The following is an 18,247-nucleotide window of genomic DNA, read 5'->3' as shown; positions in this document are numbered from 1 at the left end:
GCAGCCATTTTCATGTGCTATATTGGGCGGACGTTAAGTTCAGGAAGAAGGAGATGTGATTCATGAACGAAATGGTAAAGAGTCATAGTTCGCGCAAGAACATCCTTGCCACCCTGGCAAGCCTGCTTGCGTGCTTTGCGCTTGTCATGGCGCTTGTCCCCGTGCAGGCAATTGCTGCCGAGGGCTCTGAGGGTGCTGACAACACAGGGACCGAGGCTCCTGCCAACCCCGATGAGGGCAATGGCGACGAGAACGGCTCCGGCACCGAGGGCGATGGATCCGGCACCGAGGGCGATGAGCCCACTGATCCTGTCGAGGTTGCCGTTCCCACGGCCGCAAAGAACCTGACCTATACGGGTGAGGCTCAGAAGCTTCTCCCGCAGAACAAGGGCTACACGGTCGAGCTGGTGCTCGATGAAGAGCAGAACCCTGGCGACGACCAGAACCCTGGCGACGACCAGAACCCTGGCGACGAGAACAAGCCTGCCGAGGGTGATCAGAACAAGCCCGGTACCGGCGAGGAAGGTGCGGATACCCCTGCCACGCAGGCTGAGGGCGACAAGCCCGAGGCTCCCAAGCAGAAGATTGACCTTGAGACCGACAAGGACAATGTCCTCGCGACCGATGCCGGTGCCTACAATCTCAAGGTGACCCTGAACAAGGGCTACGTCTGGCAGGGTGGCGGCACCGCCGATCAGAGCTACGAGATCGTCATCGACCCCGCCGACATCAACAAGGCCACGACCGCGACCGTCGCGAACGTGACCTTCATGGGCGAGCCTGTCAAGCCCGAGGTCACCATCACGATGGCCAACGGCACCAAGCTCGTTGAGGACACCGACTACACGCTCGAGTACGTCGACAATGACCAGGTCGGCACCGCCACGGTCATCATCAAGGGCACGGGCAACTTCATGGGCACCAAGGTCGCTCAGTTCCAGATCGGTGAGCATCAGGCCATGTATCGCGTCTACAACCCCAACTCCGGTGAGCACTTCTACACCGCGAGCACGGTTGAGCGCGACCATCTGATCGAGGTTGGTTGGAAGAACGAGGACATCGGCTGGTACGCTCCCGAGAAGTCCAATGCCCCGGTCTTCCGTCTGTACAACCCCAACGCGGGCGAGCATCACTTCACCATGAGCGCTGTCGAGCGTGACGCGCTTGTCAAGGAAGGCTGGAACGACGAGGGCATCGGTTGGTACTCCGACGAGGCCCAGACCGTCAAGGTTCTGCGTCAGTACAACCCCAACGCATATGCCAACAACCACAACTACACCACGAGCCAGTACGAGTTCGATCACAACATCTCGCTTGGCTGGCAGGATGAGGGCATTGCCTGGTACGCTGCTGCTGAAGGCGGCGCTGACGAAAGCGACAAGTAACCCGGCGATTCCATATTTGATGCAGTAGACATTCAGACGGGAAGGCACCAACCATGACCAAACGCAGCATCGTCTTTCTACCGATTCGCCTACTGCTCGTAACAGCACTTCTGATAGCGGCTCTTCCGGCCCTGTTCGTGCAAAGCGCATTTGCCGAGCGGGTGGAAGGGCCGCTTCGCGCTGACCCGCGGGCGTACGAGCATGTCGACGATGACGCGCTCTATGCCCAAGGTGAGGGTGGGTTTGCCGATGGAGATATGATTGCCCAGGCTCAGGGCGGTTCGAATATCGTCAACCTTGGCATTACCTTGGATCAGATGATTCGGATGTGCATGGCCAATGACCAATATGGTAATTCCTATGCCCGCTTTCAGGCTGCTCTTGATCCCAACAACTGCGACCTCACCGTTTTCGCAGATCTCAGGACATCCTCTGGACTAACTGCTGCTCAAATTGATGCCTTCATTCTCTCGACGGCCAAGGGACGTCAAGGCAAGCTTGTCGGCATGGGTTCGGCCTTTGTTCAGGCAGAACAGACATACCATATCAGCGCAGCGTATCTCGTGGCTCATGCGATTCTCGAAACTGGTTGGGGCACCTCTACTCTTGCCATGGGCCAGGATCATCAGGGGACCATCTACTATAATTTCTTCGGCATAGGTGCCTACGACGGTGTTGCCGATAGCGCTGGCCTGAGCATGGCGGTTAATCAGGGCTGGACAACGCCTACTTCTGCTGTACTCGGGGGCGCTCAGTGGATTTACGAACATTACATTTACGCCAAACAATACGCGCAGCCCACGCTTTATGCCATGAAGTGGGATTATGCGCAGGCAGACGCCAAGGGCACCTGCTGGCATCAGTACTGCACGCTGCCATCCAATGATACGCCGTGGCACGAGCAGATTGCCAAGCTCATGGACCAGGCCTATACCCATGCTGGATTCGATCCCACCTACAACTACATTCTTCCCCTCTATAAGGGGTGGAGCGTTCCCGACACCAATACCCGCGCCATGTTCCGCATGTATAACCCCAATTCCGGCGAGCACTTCTACACTTCGAGCATCGTCGAGCGCGAGACCCTTGATTCCGCAGGTTGGACCTATGAGGGCGTTGGCTGGAATTCGCCCAAGACGAGCAAATCGCCCGTGTATCGCCTCTACAACGAAATCGGCGGCGAGCATCACTACACCCTGAGTGCTTTCGAGCGCGACGCGCTTGTCAAGGAAGGTTGGAATGACGAGGGCATCGGCTGGTATTCTGATGACGCGAAGGGCATCCCGCTGTATCGTCAGTACAATCCCAATGCCTACGCAAACAACCACAACTACACGGCCAGCGAGTACGAGTTCGATCACAACATCTCGCTCGGTTGGCTTGACGAGGGGATTGCCTGGTACGGCATCTAGCCCTAGTCTATGCATTCGATGAATATAGGTGCTGACAAATCGCTTTCGATTCGCGCGAACATGATTTGGAACGCCGCGGGCTCGCTTGTCTACATGGCGGCGCAGTGGCTGATCACGGTTCTCGTCGTGCGCTTGTCAACGGGCTATGATGCTGCGGGCTTACTTGCTCTCGGCATGGCCGTTTCGAACATCTTCTCGCCCATCGGCTATTACAAGATTCGCACCTACCAAGTCTCCGATCTGGACGAGGAATTCACCTTTGCGCAGTACCTTGGCTTCAGGATCATCACGGTTGCCCTGGCCATCGGCGTCATGTTCGTTTACTGCTTCTTGACCTGCCCAACCAGCGCGTGGTTGACGGTCATCCTGTACGGCTTCTTCTCGCTCGGCCCCGTGTTCGTGGATGTTCTGCATGGCGAGGAGCAACGCGAGTCGCGCATGGACGTCATTGGCATCTCGTTCATCCTGCGTGGCATTCTCTTGCTTGTCGCCTTCATCGCAGGCATGGTGTTCTTCAACTCTCTCGACATTGCGCTCATTCTCATGACGGTGAGCACCTATCTCGTCATCGCGCTCTTCGATGGTACGGCCTTCCTGAAGGTCACGCACAAGCCGTTTAAGCCGGCTTTCGACTTCGTGGCGATACGCACGCTCTTCGTGAAATGCCTGCCACTCGTCGTGGCGTCCTTTTTCTGCTGGGCCGTCCCCGCCATTCCGCGACAGGCGCTCAACGACGTGATGGGGGAGTGGTTCCTGGGCATCTACTCCTCGGTTGCTGCGCCCGTGCTCATCGTGCAGATGTGCGCGCAATATATCTATGCACCGCTCCTGACGCGTTTCGCCGAGTACCTCAAGGCAGGCGACATGCGTGGTTTCCTGAGACTTGTCTTCAAGGTCTCGATAGCCATCTTCGCGCTTGCGCTCGTCTTCGGATTGCTCTTCGCGCTCGTGGGCGAGCCCGTGCTCGTGCTCATCTTTGGCTCGAGCATCGCACCCTATGCGTACCTGATCGTGCCACTCGTGCTCTGCACGGTCATGACCGCCTACGTTTGGTTCTTGGGTGACGTGCTCATCACGATGCGTCGCAATCGGGAGAATCTTGCCGGTTACGCCATCTCGTTCGTGCTCATTCTCATGAGCATGTACCCCATGATTCATGCGTTCGAGATGAACGGCGTGAGCTTCGCCATCATGCTCGCATACGGCGCGTCGATTCTGTTCTTTCTCGGATGCATGCTGTTTGACGCGAAAAAGCGCTCGACGGCACCTGGCGAGTAGACGCGGCGCTGTCACCCGTCCTAGGCACCATTACCAACAGACAAGGCCTTTTTTGAACCCTTCCGTGCAGTAATGCTTGTAATAGGCGGCAAGGTCATCGCCAAACTTCTCTTTGAGCTCTGGGTTGTTGTTCATGTAGGCCCGCACGTCAAAGTTGCGCGCCGTTTTCCCGCTGTACTTCTCGTCGTGAATGCCAATCGTGGCAAAGTGCTCCAATGCCCTGCCCGAGGTGGTGATTCCGAGCTTTCTGAGCTCGGGGTTTTGCTCGAGATAGTATTGGTAGTCGAACACGTAGCCATAATCGAACCCGTTGTACCAACGGGTCGTGCGCGCCTGCTGACCAAGAGTCGCGCTGCCGAGCAGCCTGACGTTCTCGTCAAACCAATCCAAACGCCATCCGAGCCATTTTTGGAAGAACTCGACGTTGAGCTCCCAGGTCTCGAAGGGCTCGGCCTGGAAGGTGAACGAGGTGACGCCGAAGGGAATCTCGTTCATGCGCTGCGAGGCGGCAATGGTCTTGGCGTAGCTGCTTATGGAATGGAGCTTGCCTGCCGGGCCCACTGCATTCTCGTCGCCAAGCACGACCTTCTGCACAAGATCGCGGAACGTGTCTTCGTATATCTCCTGAATGCGCTTCTTGACCTGGTTGCTCATGATGGTGTTATGCAAGGTGAGGTAGTAACCCCAGTAGCTGCTCTGGATGGAGTCGTGTGCGTCGATGCGCGTGCCCATACCTGCGTCGAAGTCCCATACCGGGCCGGATTGAACGACCTTGCTGTCCTTGTCCAGGTAGAAATAGGTCGAGCTCGTGTAGGTGTCGTTGTTCTTGAGAAATTCCTCGAGCAGGTACATCTTTGCGAAGGAATCAAGATCGAAGGCAAAGCTGCCGTCGGAGAGTGCGGAGCCATCGGCAAGCTTGTCGGCATAGAGGTTGTCGAGCGCCTCCTGGATTGCCTCGCTGATGTAGGCAACGGCGTTTTTCGACGCATATTCCGGGCTTTTGAGCACGAAGTGGGCGACGGCTCCATCTCCGGGCCAGATGGCCGTGAACCAGCATTTCTCCGCAGCGTAGTATCCATTGTCAAGCTCGAGCAGATAGCCTCCCTCGATGTTGGAGGGATCCTTGACGCCCACGACGTACTGGAACTCGTTGCCGTACTTGTTCGTTGCCGTCTTGGTGGGCAGCACGTCAAGGTCGGTGCCGGGGTTGGCATTCTCTATGGCCTCTTCCAGGTCGAAGATGTCCACGCGTCCGGGCTTGATTTCGATCTTCTCGGCAAGGAGGTAGCTGCCGCGGTATTCGCCATCGTAGTAGAGGTCGATGGGACGTACGTCGACCGTCGCCAAGCCAAGTTCGGCGGCGAGGTTAAAGGCGATGCTGCTGTGCAGCAGGGTCGCGTCAGCGCTATTGGCCAGGAGGATCCATTTCTTGGCAGGGGCGTCCGTGCCGATGAGGTCCGCCTTGGAGCTAAGCGAGATCTGGTATGGCTTCTTGACGCCATTGCCCCAGGTTGAGTTGCCGCGTCCCTTGATGGAAGAAAGCGTCTTCTTGTCGCCGAAGGCGTCCTTGTCGTAGATGACGCTGCCATCTGAATCGACCATGTGCACGGCAACGCTGGCCTTGGCACTGTGGTCCGGGCTCGCTTCGATGAAGTCGCGGCCCTGCGAGGAGATGTCGTTGCTGTTGATGTAGATTGCGGGAACGTTTTCGGAGCGCATGACCGTAAGCGCGAAGGGCGTTGCGGTATTGCTGGTCTTGAACTTGAACGAAAGCGAGCCGTCAGGGTTCTTGCCTGGTCCCAGACTCAGCAAGTTGATTCCGTGCTCGGGGTTGATTATGGAGAAGTCCTCGTTGCCAAGGTACAGGTTGACCTGCTTGGCCTTGCTCATATAGGCGCTCAGGTAGAGGTTGTCGAGAGGTGCATAGGAGGGGAGGAAGAGGTAGGTCTCCTTGCCCTTGGCGTACGAGACGATCGTCTCGGGGACGGTCCCATTGGCAGCTGTGAAGGTGGCGGTGATGTACGGAGCCTTTTCGATTACGTTGGGCTTTGTCGTCTCGACGGTCTTGGTGTCAGACGCAAGCGCGTACCAGGCGACGCCCTCGCCGTTCCAGCCCGCGTTGATGAGCGATGCGTTTTCGTGGTCGCTCGTCGTAAAGTTGTGGGCACCTGCGATGGCGTTGGGGTTGTATTGCCTGTGAACGGGAATACCCTCGGAACCCAGGGCGGAGTACCAGCCGATGCCCTCGTCATTCCAGCCGACGCCTACAAGGAAATCACGCTCGTGGGCGGAAAGCGTGTAGTGGTGATCGCCCGCGTTGGGGTTGTAGAGGCGAAAGACGGGTTCATCGCTGGTGGCGGGTGCCATCCAGCCGATACCCTCGTAGCTCCAACCGACACCTATCAAATGGTCGCGCTCGACCTCGCTGGCGGTGTAGAAGTGCTCGCCTGAGTTGGGGTTGTACAGACGATGCATGTCATGCTTGTCGATGGCGACGGTTTCGGTCACCGTCTCGGTCGTGCTCGTTTCCGCCTGGTTGCCCTCGACGGTTTCGGGTGCATCCTTTGCGGGATCGCTGGATTTTGCCGTAACCTTGCCGTCGTCTTTGTCGTTCGGGTTTGCGGTGGCCGCATCGTCCGCCACCTCATCGCGGGCTGTTTCAATTGCGGGTTCGCCATATGCCGCAAACGCAGTCTCATTGTCCGGTGCGAGCGCGTCCTGGTCGGTACCAATGACATCGGCGTAAGCAGGGGCTGTAATGAGAACAAAAGCGGCGGCAAAGGCCGCCGAAAACAGCTTCAAGCGCATGGGAATCCTCGCGTTTCAATCGATGTGAGGCCATTCTAGCGCGCTGTCTACGTTGCGCCAGAACCGTTTGGTAACCATCGAGCGAGTAGCACACAGCTGTTCGGGAGCGGCGCTAGCCTTTCTGGGTTTCCAGGTCATGGGGAACGGCGGGCGCGTCTTCCTCGGCATCTATGGCTTCGGCGCGGTTGTCGAAGGATTCGCCGGTTGCGGCATCGGTGTAGGTGATGAATCCGATGCCCTCCTCGAAGTGGAACACGATATCCTTGGTGTCCACGAGGTCGATATCGCGTACGGCGATCTTGCTGTCCTCCGCGGTGAGAAGAACCACGTCATAGCGTTGTGCGCCAGCTTGTTTCGTGAACGAGAGATCGACGCTGCTGCCGTTCTCGAAGACGAATCCGTCAAAGCTGTTCTCTGCCGTGTAACTCGTATCACCTGCTGGCTTGATGCGCAGGCCGATGATGTCGCTGCCCGTCTCGTTCTTCACCTGCACGGTCGTATCGCCGGCACCGATGACGGGGAGGTCCGAGCTGGCGACAGATGAACTCGAGGCGCTGCTCGAGGCCGTGGATGAGCTGGTGGTGGCGCTATTGCTCGACGTGGTCGTGCCGCTCTGCATGCATCCACACACCAAGAGCGCGAGCGCGAAGATGCCTATGCAGCAAATCGTGATGACGAGCGTGGTGCGAAATCGTTTCATGTCAGCTCACTTTCCTCGGTGTACCCGTGGGGTCTAGAAGCCGTCCTTTGCCGCCTCATATAGGCCGGCGGCAAGCTCGCGGGCGATGATGTCCTTGCGCTCCTGGTATTTCTTCATGTCGTAGGAGTTGTCGATGAAGCAAATCTCGAGCAAGGTGCCGGGGATGTCCGTGCCCTTGCCGCTGCAGACGGCAAGTGCCGCGCTCTTCTTCCCTCGGTCGCGTAGCCCCGTGCCCTCCAGCATGTACTCGTGCATGATGGATTGCAGCTTGGTTGCGCCGGGGGCAGCGTTCCTGCTGTGGATGTAGCTCTCGCAACCGGTGCCGCCGCTATCGCTCGCGTTGAAGTGGATGGAGACAAGCGAGGTGCATCCGCGATCAAGCGCGTCTTCCTGGCGATTCCAGTACTCGACGTTTGTGCCCACGTTGGAGTAGACCTTGAGACCGTAAAGCTCGCGGGCGTATTTGCGGTGAGAGTCACGAGCTCGGCGGTGAGTTTTGCCTCCTCGTATCCGTTTGCCGCATGCGCCGGAGTCGTTAGACGTCCTTTGTGGAGCTGCCCCTTGCCGTGGCAGCGTCAAGGTAAATGTAGCTGGCTGCCACCGCGGTGTTGCCCTCGGAAACGGCGTACCAGCCCACGCCCTCGGCTTCCCAGCCTGCTTCGACTAGCGCCTCGTCTTCATCCTCCGAAGTGGGTGAAGTTGTGTGAGCCGGTCTTGGCGTTGGGATTGTACTGACGTAGCACGGCGAATGCGCTGGGTGTCATCCGAATACCAACCGATGCCCTCGTCGTTCCATCCCGCATCGACAAGCTCATCGCGCTCGAAAGCGGACAGCGTGTAATGATGGTCGCCCGCGTTGGGGTTGTAGAGGCGAAAGACGGGCGAACGCGAGAAGTCGGGAGCGACCCAACCACGCCCTCGTATTGCCAGCCGACTTCTACGAGATTCGCGCGTTTCCTCCCAGCTGCCCGTGTAGAAGTGCTCGCCGGAGTTGGGGTTGTAGAGGCGGTGCATGTCGACGGTCTCGAGCGTGCCCGCGGCAAGCAGGGGCTCTTCGACGGGCTCGCTTTCGATGCCGACGGGGTCAGCTGCATCTTCGAGGTGGCGCTCGACCGTGATAACAGGGGCGTCTTCGGCTTGTACATCGATTGAGGTGGCAGATTCATCTTGTTGGACAGCGATGGTATCTGTTGTCGGTAAGCCGGTAGCCGCAACCTGCTCATCTGCAAACGCGACTCCCGTACCAAAGAGCATGGTGCAGAAGAACGCGGCAATGGCGGATGCGTGCGAAAGGTTTCGTGGATAGTGTCTTCATGTTTTTCGTTCACCCCTGAAATGTGCCGTTCGTAGATAGTTTTCAGAGTGATGGCAAGTGTAACGCGCATTCTGCGGGCTACGGAGAATCCAACCTAAAATTCACAAACCATGACCGTTCACCCTATACTGGTTATGATTCGGCATGTTCGGTACGGGATGTATTAAGGGGCTTGCATTGACAGATAAACCACTCGCGATGTGCCGGGGGGGATTTGTACTGCTATCTGGCATTCGAGCTGGATGAAGATAGCCCTCACATCGTTCCGGGAGCGATATTTTCCTGCGGCGGGCTCGAGCTCCCGTTCCGTCTACCCGCTCGAGAAAGTCCTGGGTGCCGAGCCTAGACGTTGGGTTGCGGTCTTTCCTCACAAAACGGATGAGGATCAGCGAGTTACGGTAATCGATAGGGCTACAGGGCGACAAATCTACGACTATCGATTTAGCTACGCTGACATGAAATGGGCAGTCACGCCCTTGCCTACCGCATCAGGAAATCCCTTGCCACGCGCATGCGTGATATCGACCAGCTCTATTGGAGCACCGGTATCCTGATAGAGCTCGTTGACGTCTTTTCCGCATCGGCTGATGAGCAGATCATGCGCCTTGACCTTGTCTTTCCCTATGGCTCGCCTCGACGATGCGATTGATACCGATTTCATGCTCGCGCAAGGATCATGTTCCCAGATTATCGTTCATGGAGGACGGCCTGGGGAAACGATGGGGGAAGCGTCATGTTTCCCTGTCAATGCGTGTGGCTTGTGACGATCCGGAATCTTTCGTTTTCGCGCAGGATTCTCGCGAACCCGGGTTGCCAGCCGGGTCTGCTCGTCGTCGATGCTCCCATGCGTGCAGAGGAAGCTCGCAGGACTCGGGAACGGATGGCGAGCGCAGATGCTGACCCCACCTACTCGCACTGGCTCTTGCGCCATCGCGCCAGGTATTCCAACTGTCCGCGCAGCGTGCCACGAGTCGCGATTGGTCAGTTTGGCGTGCTCATGGTCATTGACAGAATCGACACGTCGGCGCTTGAGCAAAGCCTGGCCGCCCTTGAAGAGCAAAGCGTCCCCGTGTGGGGTCTTTGCCTTATGGGCGCGGGGGCAAAGCGGGCAAAGACGCGCGTGCGTTCGGCGCTGCAGGATTACGGGTCGGTCGAGGTTGTCCAAGATGCAGGCCAGGCAATAGGCCTGCTTGGGACGGACTACCTGCTCGTTATGGACCAGCATGACATTCTTGAACCCAATGCGCTCTATGAGCTTGCGCTTTGCCTGCGTGAAGATGGCGACGCATTGCTGGCATATGCAGATGATGACCAGGTCGATAGGACCCTCGCGGTCTATCGAAACCCTGCGCCTCAAGCCTGATATCGACATTGATGCGCTTTACGCGGGAAACTATATCGGTTCATGTGCATTGATGCGATCGAGCGTTTTTGGCGAACTTGCCCTGTCGAACATCAAAACTGCCGAGCAGTTGATATACGCGGGCGGCACTCGAACTGTGCGTTCGACAAGGCGCGATTGCTCATGTGCCGCGGGTCCTATGTCATTCGACGTGACCAGAGAAGAGCGATTTGCGCACGCTCGAGGGTGATCCGGGGTCTGCTTGTGGAGCGCTTGCATGCTCGAAACATAAGCGCGCACATCACACGAGACGATGCCTATAACAGGGTCATCTACGAGACGCCCCGAGCCTCAAAAGCTCGTGAGCATCATCATTCCGACGAAAGATCACGCCCCCATGCTCGATGATTGCGTCAGCTCCATTCTCGAGAAGGCGGGCTATGATGCCCTTCGAGATCGTCCTCGTCGAGAACAACAGCACGCAACCCGAGACCTTCGCATTCTATGAAGAGCTTGCGAAACGTGACGCACGCGGTGAAGGTTGTCACGTACGAGGGCGCATTTAACTTCTCCAAGATCGTCAATTATGGCGTGAGCCAATCGAGCGGCAGGCTCGTGCTCATCCTCAACAACGACACGATGGTAATCACTGATGGTTTCCTCGATATCATGGCAGGATACTTCGAGCGCCCGGAGGTGGGGTGTCGTGGGTCCGATGCTGCGCTATCCGGATGGTCTCGTGCAGAATGCGGGCATTGCGCTCATGATGAGCGGCTGCCTGGGCTTCATGAACCAGAATCGTGCGCCGGAGTGCGACCAGGGCTATCTGGGCAGTCTCGTGCACCCGCGTGAATACTCGGCCGTCCTCGGCGCTGTCTGATGGTGCGTGGCGTAGGTGACTTCGATGCGGTTGGCGGCTTTACCGAGGAACTCGCCGTGACCTACAACGATATCGACTTTTGCTGGAAACTGCGCGAACGAGGGTTGCGCTGCGTCTTCACGCCTATGCTGAGCTCTATCATCTCGAGTTTGCTTCGCGGGACGCGACCGCGTCAACGAGCCAGCGCGCCATCCAAACCGAGCTTGAGGCGGGTATCATGCGTCAGCGTTTGGCCGCAGTACTTTGCCTGTGGTGATCCCGTCTACAATCCTGCCTGCAGTCAGTGTAGATCCGAACTTCAAACTCGGGCGATAGGGGAGCCGCTCCGTGTGGTTGACCTTCTGCATAGCCGTTCTTATATGCGTGCTCGCGTTTTGTCTGCCGGGCTTTTTGCTCTTCAGGGGTTTGGGGCATGAGCCGATTGCGCTCGTTGCTTGTTGCCCCGCTCGCAAGTGTTGCGGGCTACTGCGTTCTTGGCATCGTCTTGCCCAAATTCGGTGTCTTCTGCTCATGGGCAAGCGTCGCGCTCCCTGTGCTCGTAATCTGTGCCGTTCCTCTCGTCGTTTGTTTTTGTGCGCAAACGCGGGGAAGGCCATTCTGATGATCACGTGAGCGTCCTTGACTGGAAGACGCTCGGTCTCTATGTCGCTGCAGGTCTCATCATCGGTGTATACATATACGTCACGCCACTTGGATCGCCCGATGCCTTCTCGCAGGAATATGACAACGCCTTTCACATGGAGACGATTCGGGCCTTTGCCGATTCGGGTGCATGGTCCGTTCTGGATGTCTCCAAATATATGACGCCAGAAGACCAGGTTATCGCACCGTTGCCGGGCGCTGGCTTCTATCCGGCGCTCTGGCATCTCATGTGCGCGCTCATCGTGAATGTGCTTGCCTGTCCCGTTGCCGTCGCCCTCAATGCCGTGAACTATGTGGTCGCGAGTGTGCTGTTTCCGGCAGGCGTCATGCTTTTGCTCGCAACTATCTTGCAAGATCGTGGCGCCGTGCGCCTCGGGGCGGTCTGTGCGCTGGCCTTTATCGGGTTTCCCTGGCTCATCCTCTACTGGGGTCCCTTGTACGCAAATGCGTTTGGCTTTGCCCTTATTCCCATGGTCGCCGCGCTGTTCGTGCGTATCGTTGACTCGCTCGTGACGCATACGATCAAGGCTGTTGATATCTTCGCCTTTCTTCTGGGCACGCTCGTGCTCGTCGTCGCACAGACGAGTTCCATATTCTTCTGCATTATCTTTCTTGCCCCGTATTGCGTATATCGCCTGTGGTCGCATGACGGTCCCGTGCATTTAGGCAAACGTGCGCTTCCCAACAAAATCTGTGCTGTTACCTTTGCCGTCTTCGTGCTTGTCGTATGGGCGGGGCTTGTGTTTGCGCCCTTCATGCACTCGCTTGTCTTCAATGGGGAGTGGGTCCCGACGAATACGGTTGGCCAGGGAATCTGGAACATCATCACGATGGCGTTCGGGTGGTTTGCGCCGCAGTATCCGCTCGCGATCCTTGTGATTGTTGGCATCATCTACACGTTGCGTCATCGCGAGTATCTATGGATTACCGTCGCCTATCTCATCTTCTGCGTGATCTATGTCGTATGCGTTTCGAACGGTGGTTTCGCACGTCACTTCTTTGCGGGATTTTGGTATGCGGATTCGTATCGTATCGTCGCCTGCCTTGCCTTGGTGGGCATACCCTTGGCAACGCTCGGTCTCTCCTGGATCGCGCGTTGGGTGTATGACCACATTCCGGCGGGTACGGTAGCCAAGCGGTTTTGCATAGGCGTTCTTTTGGCGTTGCTCTGCATCGTGCTCTATCTCCCGACGTTCTCCATCGGAGATGCCAAGGTCGAGACTGCTCTCGGCAAGATCCAGGAAGAATACTACGGCGCCAACCATAACGAGATTCCCAGTCATCACATCAAGCTTGAGTCGCGCGCATTGTCCCCGAGGGAGAGCTCATACTCAACATGCCCGATGATGGCTCGGTCTTTGCCTATGCGACGGATGGGCTGCGCACCTATTATCGCGATTATCGCTTCTATGATGGTGGTCGCGATTCAAGGTCCGGCTCACGTCCGGTTGAAACGCGCGAGAGCAAGATTATTCGCAAATATGGGGCCTGGGCATCGACGAATACGAGAGTGCGCGATGCTTTCGAAAAGGTTGGAGCACATTACGTGCTTCTCCTCGACCAGGGCAAAACCTTTAGGAACCAACCCAAGCCGCCATCTTATGACGGAACCCTCTGGACGGGATTGACGGCTATAATGGACGATACGCCCGGCTTCAGGCCGGTCCTGAGCGAAGGCGACATGCGCCTGTACGAGATAACAGCTTTAGATGGAATGGAATAGGAACGCTGGATGGGCATGCGAGGTGCGCACGAGATAAAGCGATTCGTGACCGAAAAGGGCTTTGGAAGGTTCGATGCCCTTGCGCTCGCCCTTCTCGTCGCTTTTCTTGTCCAGGGTGTCACCTTCTATCTCTACGTGCATTCCGCGCGGATTATCGTCTGCACGCTCTTGGCCGTGCTTGTCGTCATTGGCCTTTGGGCATGGCGTCGGGTGCTTCCCCAGACGGTCGATGCAGTATGTCGCAAGGTCTTTCCCGTCGTGCTCATTATCTGCGGCGTGGCGTTCTCGCTCTTTTTTCCGCCCGGCTCCGTGCCCGATGGTATCTACCACTTCAGGACGACCTATGCGTACTCGAATATTCTGACCTTCCAAGATGCAGACCTCATGCGTGCGAGCGATGCGGAGTTGATCCACGATGAGAAGGTGGTAAACAAGCTCATCACGGCGGAGCATTGGAGGGTTACGAATGACGAACTCGAGATTTTCAGTTCGGATAACTCGCCTGTTCATGAATACTGGCTCACCCACAGCAAGCTATATGACGATGACCCCGTTGGCGTCGTAACGAACTTGCCGCTTCCCCAACTCAAGATTCCAGCAGCACTTGGCATCATGTTCGCGAAGCTCATTGGGCTTGGTGCGGTGCCCATGTTCTTCCTCGGGCGCTTGTTCAACATGCTCTATGCAGCGATACTCATCATCCTTGCCGTGAGGCTCACGCCCATTGGCAAGAACATGTTCATGGCAGCATCGCTTATGCCCATGACCCTGCATATTCTCGGATCGTACTCATATGATGGGCCCATTATCGGCATGGCGTTTCTTCTCACGGCTCTGCTACTCAGAGCGATGCGAGGAGGGGAGGAGAAGGTTTCGAAGGGCCTGTGCATAGGCACTGTTGCGGTGGCATCGATTCTGGCTCCCTGCAAGGTCGTGTACATGACCATCAACTTCCTCGTGCTCTTTGTGCCGGCACGCCGTTTTAACTCGCGGGCATCGTGCGTCATGTTTAAGCTCTGCGTGCTTGGCCTCCCGATTCTTTTCGTGATCGCATCGCGTTTTGCGGCGTTGCTTCCCTATCTGTCAGGTGGAAGTACGGGGGGCAAGTCTCCCGAGTACGAAGGTGCGGAATGCTATACGCTCGGCGGTTTGCTGAGCGATCCAAGGGCGACTTACTTGCTCTTTGCCAATACCCTGCTCGTCAATACGAGTAATTACCTGCCCGAGCTCGTGGGCGGCGTGCCCGGATGGCTCGAGGGGCGTGTCGCGCTTCCCATGTGGGCATCGTATTTCCTCGTCTTCCTCCTGTTCGCTTCGAGCGTCCGTGCCGAAGACGATGACGAATGCCTGCCGGTTTCGCAGCGTATCGTCTGCGCGTTCCTGTTTGTCATCACTTTGCTGGCCACTATGCTCGCGCTGGCGATTGACTGGACCCTAAACACCGATACGGTTATTCAAGGCGTGCAGGGTCGTTATCTCATTCCCGTCATCATCTTGTTGCTGCTTGCGTTGCGTTCAAAATGCATCCAAGTCAAGGCGCGTCTGGCCATGCCACTCGTGATGACGCTTTCGGGAATCAGTTTCATGTATTTGGCCTATATTGCTTTTAGAGCGCTGACAGGGTAATTTGCTATTTAGTGTTTTGACGCTTGCGCTCCGTGGCGTTACCCGGGCGTTCTAAGACGAGAAATGGATTCACGTGCATTCAGAGGTCTTGCTCATAATTCCCGCTTACAACGAGGAAGATAACATTGCACGTGTTGTCGGCACGCTCGAGTCCGATTATCCCCAGTATGACTATGTCGTTGTAAATGATGGATCGAAGGACGGTACGGCAAGCATCTGTCGTGAGCATGATTTTCGCTTTCTCGACCTTCCCATCAACCTTGGTCTTGCCGGCGCTTTCCAGGCTGGCCTCAAGTATGCGGATAAGCATGGCTATGACTGTGCGATTCAGTTTGACGCCGACGGTCAACATCGCCCCGAGTACGTTGCTCCCATGGTCGCCGCTTTGGCCGACAACGACATTGTGATCGGTTCGCGCTTTGTGGATGCTCCCAAGCCCAAGAGCATGCGCATGTTCGGCAACAATCTTATCGAGGCGATGATTAAACTCACGACGGGCATGAAAATCAGCGACCCGACTTCGGGCATGCGCGCCTACAACCGCCGCATGATAAGAGAGCTAGCTTACGGTCCCAACCTCGGACCCGAGCCCGACACCCTTGCCTATCTCATCAGGAAGAAAGGTGCTCGCGTTGCCGAGGTCCAAGTCTCCATGGACGAGCGCATTGCGGGGGAGAGCTACCTGAATTTCAGGACCTCGACATCGTATATGGCGCGTATGGCGTTGTCCGTTCTTCTCATACAGTTCTTCAGATAAGGTGATGTGATGTTCTCGATTGCCCTGCGAATCATACTGATCGTCGCCGCCATCGGCCTCATGGCCTTCCTGCTGCATAGCATCAAGAAATCCAAGATGAGTATCGAGGATGCCATGTTCTGGGTGGCGTTTTCCCTCCTCATTGTCCTGATGAGCATCTTTCCCCAGATCCCCTCGCTTCTGTCAGACGCCATTGGCTTTCAATCACCGGTCAACTTCGTCTTCCTCTTCTTCATTTTCATATTGATTCTCCGTGATTTTTTCTCGAACCGGCGTATATCCCAGCTCGAGAATCGCGTGAAGGAACTCACCCAGCAGATAGCCATCGACAGGCTAGACCATTATGAGCGAAGGCATCTTGGCGAGCATGACGAGGACTGACGGGGAGACCGTGTCATCCCCAGTTCACGCATATGCGATCTTCTCGGCGCAGTATGCGCCACATGCAGGTGGGGTCGAGTCGTTTACCCAGCGCCTTGCCCACGAGCTTGCTATGCAAGGCAACCGCGTCTTCATCGTGACCTCGCAGCTCTCTGCGAATACGCCTGCGTACGAGGTGCAAGATGATGGCGTCGAGGTGTATCGCTTGCCATGCAGGCCGCTTTTGGATGGCCGCCTGCCCATCTCGCGCAAGAACGCCGATTATCAGCACGTGCTTGATGAGCTTGCTACTCGCGGCATCGATCGCGTGCTCGTCAATACGCGTTTTCTACCGGCATTCCCTTGAAGGCGCGCGTTTCGCGAAGCGCATTGGCGCTCCTGTCATCGTGCTTGACCACGGCTCCGCGCACCTGACCTTTGGTGGCGGCGGTATCGATTGGTTTGTTGAGCGCTATGAGCATGCTGTAACTAGGTGCATGCGGCATCTCGGGCCTGCCTTCGCGGGTATTTCGCAGGCAAGCAGGGGTTGGCTGACGCACTTTGGCATAGAGACCGCAGCCGTCATTCCCAACTCCATCGATGTCGAGCAATTCAAAGATGCTGCATCAGAACGGAACTTTCGTGACGAGCTGCGTGCGCATGACAAGACGCTCATCGTCTTTGTCGGGCGTCTCGAACCCGAGAAGGGAGCGCTTTCGTTTGCGCAGGCCGCGGCGCTCTTAGGCGATGGGTTCGTATGCGCATTGGCGGGCGATGGTAGCCAACGTGAGCAGATCGCATGCCAAGGTTTTGACAACGTTGCCTTGCTTGGCAAGCTTGACCAGCCGGACCTTTCCGCTCTTCTGCGAGATGCGGATGTTTTCTGCCTACCGACGCGTTCGGAAGGTTTCTGCACCTCGCTTCTGGAAGCGGCTGCCCAGGGGTGCGTCCCCGTCATGCCGCATGTGGGAGGCACAGACGAGGTGATGGGCTTTGATCCGGTACGCCATGGCGTCATGCTTAAGAGCTGCGAACCCGCAGACGTTGCGCAAGCTATTCGCGAGGCGACGGCGCAGCGTGCTTCAGGAGAAGACCTGAGCGCCTTCGTCGCTGCTGAATGCTGCTGGGGCAAGACCGTCGATGCACTCGAGGCGGCCTTCACGTCTCTTTCATGACGTCGATGCCATCGCCCAAGTCGAGGATGACGGGTGCGTGCGTATAGCGCTCCTCTTCAGGAGGCAATTGCATGTAGTCACCATAGAGCGTCTTGAGAAAGCCGTCGCTGTCATGGGGTGCACGCAGTGTTAACCCGTCGAAGTCGATATCCGTCGTGGGGAAGAGCACCTCGGTGTCAAATGATCCCCAATTGGGATATGCGGCATCTGTCCAACGCTGTGCGGGATTGCTCGTGTCGAAGGCATGGTCGAATGTATTCTGCAAATCCTCCTGCTTCCAGCCGCGCGCGACGGTGGCGTGCACAAACTTGCAGGCTGCCTCGACGAGCGGGCGCAGTGGGGTCGATGCTGGCAGTTTGGGGCGCGAGAAGTGCCTGAGATATGACTTGAGTTGGGCAGCGCGAGCCTTCTTGCACTGCCTCTGCGCAATTTTGGGGTCCGCGTCAAGCTGGCAGTAGGGGAATATGTCGACGAAGGCTCCTTGCTCGCAGCCCGCTTCCAGCGCGTTGTCGTCGATGAAACGCGTGCCTTCTTTGAAGACCTTGGCCCAAAGCCCCGAAAACCCCGTGGTGTTCGTGGATGTGTGGAGCGAGTAGCCAGCGGGTAAGAGCTCGGGGGCAATGGCGCAGAAGCGGTCGTAATCGGCCTTGGGCATCCCGAGATCAACATCGTCGTCCCAGGGAATGAAGCCTCCATGGCGCACGGCACCCAAGCAGGTGCCACCATCGATGAAGTATTCGATATCGTTCTCCCGGCAGATCTTGTCGATGACGGCGACGATGTCACGCTCGATGGCTTGCAATCGTTGAAGCGAGTCCTGCGGATAGGGCGAAGTGCTCACGGT

17 protein-coding genes are annotated in these 18,247 nt (G+C 57.1%); 12 read left to right on the top strand and 5 right to left on the bottom strand.

Annotated elements, in window-relative coordinates:
- Window positions 1–62 precede the first annotated feature (62 nt).
- The 3 genes from OIM11_07765 to OIM11_07755 are packed head-to-tail and all read left to right on the top strand — an operon-like array spanning window position 63 to window position 4,075.
- A complete protein-coding gene (locus OIM11_07765; GenBank protein HJJ01022.1) occupies window positions 63–1,385 on the top strand; it encodes a hypothetical protein in 1,323 nt (440 codons plus the stop codon).
- A 53-nt stretch (window positions 1,386–1,438) separates the two neighbouring features.
- Complete coding sequence (locus OIM11_07760; GenBank protein ID HJJ01021.1) at window positions 1,439–2,797, top strand: glucosaminidase domain-containing protein; 1,359 nt, start codon at window positions 1,439–1,441, stop codon at window positions 2,795–2,797.
- 9 nt (window positions 2,798–2,806) lie between these two features.
- Window positions 2,807–4,075 carry a hypothetical protein gene (locus tag OIM11_07755; GenBank protein ID HJJ01020.1) on the top strand — a complete coding sequence of 423 codons (1,269 nt, stop codon included), beginning with the start codon at window positions 2,807–2,809 and terminating at the stop codon, window positions 4,073–4,075.
- Window positions 4,076–4,105: 30 nt separating this feature from the next.
- Here the strand turns inward: OIM11_07755 and OIM11_07750 are convergent, their stop codons facing one another.
- From OIM11_07750 to OIM11_07735, 4 genes are all read right to left on the bottom strand, one after another.
- Window positions 4,106–6,883: a CotH kinase family protein gene (locus tag OIM11_07750; protein ID HJJ01019.1), complete on the bottom strand. Its 2,778-nt coding sequence runs from the start codon at window positions 6,881–6,883 to the stop codon at window positions 4,106–4,108.
- A 112-nt stretch (window positions 6,884–6,995) separates the two neighbouring features.
- A complete protein-coding gene (locus OIM11_07745; GenBank protein HJJ01018.1) occupies window positions 6,996–7,583 on the bottom strand; it encodes a hypothetical protein in 588 nt (195 codons plus the stop codon).
- Between the two features lie 33 nt (window positions 7,584–7,616).
- Window positions 7,617–8,006: an N-acetylmuramoyl-L-alanine amidase gene (locus OIM11_07740; protein ID HJJ01017.1), complete on the bottom strand. Its 390-nt coding sequence runs from the start codon at window positions 8,004–8,006 to the stop codon at window positions 7,617–7,619.
- A gap of 240 nt (window positions 8,007–8,246) precedes the next feature.
- The gene (locus tag OIM11_07735; GenBank protein HJJ01016.1) at window positions 8,247–8,837 is read right to left on the bottom strand and encodes a hypothetical protein; all 591 of its coding nucleotides are present in this window, start codon (window positions 8,835–8,837) and stop codon (window positions 8,247–8,249) included.
- 521 nt (window positions 8,838–9,358) lie between these two features.
- Here OIM11_07735 and OIM11_07730 point away from each other — a divergent pair.
- The 9 genes from OIM11_07730 to OIM11_07690 all read left to right on the top strand — a co-directional run bounded on the left by OIM11_07730 (window position 9,359) and on the right by OIM11_07690 (window position 17,403).
- Window positions 9,359–9,547: a hypothetical protein gene (locus OIM11_07730; GenBank protein HJJ01015.1), complete on the top strand. Its 189-nt coding sequence runs from the start codon at window positions 9,359–9,361 to the stop codon at window positions 9,545–9,547.
- A gap of 84 nt (window positions 9,548–9,631) precedes the next feature.
- Window positions 9,632–10,261 carry a hypothetical protein gene (locus OIM11_07725; protein HJJ01014.1) on the top strand — a complete coding sequence of 210 codons (630 nt, stop codon included), beginning with the start codon at window positions 9,632–9,634 and terminating at the stop codon, window positions 10,259–10,261.
- A gap of 685 nt (window positions 10,262–10,946) precedes the next feature.
- Window positions 10,947–11,120, top strand: a complete 174-nt coding sequence (locus OIM11_07720; GenBank protein HJJ01013.1) for a hypothetical protein — start codon at window positions 10,947–10,949, stop codon at window positions 11,118–11,120.
- Between the two features lie 608 nt (window positions 11,121–11,728).
- The gene (locus OIM11_07715; GenBank protein HJJ01012.1) at window positions 11,729–13,390 is read left to right on the top strand and encodes a hypothetical protein; all 1,662 of its coding nucleotides are present in this window, start codon (window positions 11,729–11,731) and stop codon (window positions 13,388–13,390) included.
- Between the two features lie 104 nt (window positions 13,391–13,494).
- The gene (locus OIM11_07710; GenBank protein HJJ01011.1) at window positions 13,495–15,111 is read left to right on the top strand and encodes a DUF2142 domain-containing protein; all 1,617 of its coding nucleotides are present in this window, start codon (window positions 13,495–13,497) and stop codon (window positions 15,109–15,111) included.
- 73 nt (window positions 15,112–15,184) lie between these two features.
- Window positions 15,185–15,868, top strand: a complete 684-nt coding sequence (locus tag OIM11_07705) for a glycosyltransferase family 2 protein (protein HJJ01010.1) — start codon at window positions 15,185–15,187, stop codon at window positions 15,866–15,868.
- Window positions 15,869–15,877: 9 nt separating this feature from the next.
- Complete coding sequence (locus OIM11_07700; protein ID HJJ01009.1) at window positions 15,878–16,249, top strand: DUF2304 domain-containing protein; 372 nt, start codon at window positions 15,878–15,880, stop codon at window positions 16,247–16,249.
- Window positions 16,250–16,259: 10 nt separating this feature from the next.
- Complete coding sequence (locus tag OIM11_07695; protein ID HJJ01008.1) at window positions 16,260–16,595, top strand: glycosyltransferase; 336 nt, start codon at window positions 16,260–16,262, stop codon at window positions 16,593–16,595.
- Window positions 16,528–17,403 (top strand): glycosyltransferase family 4 protein, encoded by an 876-nt coding sequence (locus tag OIM11_07690; protein ID HJJ01007.1) that lies wholly within the window; start codon window positions 16,528–16,530, stop codon window positions 17,401–17,403. Before OIM11_07695 ends, OIM11_07690 begins: the two co-directional genes overlap by 68 nt.
- On the opposite strand, the gene OIM11_07685 is transcribed toward OIM11_07690, so the two are convergent.
- Window positions 17,387–18,244 carry a LicD family protein gene (locus tag OIM11_07685; GenBank protein HJJ01006.1) on the bottom strand — a complete coding sequence of 286 codons (858 nt, stop codon included), beginning with the start codon at window positions 18,242–18,244 and terminating at the stop codon, window positions 17,387–17,389. The two genes, OIM11_07690 and OIM11_07685, sit on opposite strands and share 17 nt — an antisense overlap.
- Window positions 18,245–18,247: the final 3 nt, after the last annotated feature.

This window comes from Coriobacteriaceae bacterium (assembly GCA_025992705.1).
Taxonomy (GTDB): domain Bacteria; phylum Actinomycetota; class Coriobacteriia; order Coriobacteriales; family QAMH01; genus QAMH01.
Note: the sequence above shows the minus strand (reverse complement) of the source record. Positions and strands in the feature narration are given on the sequence as shown.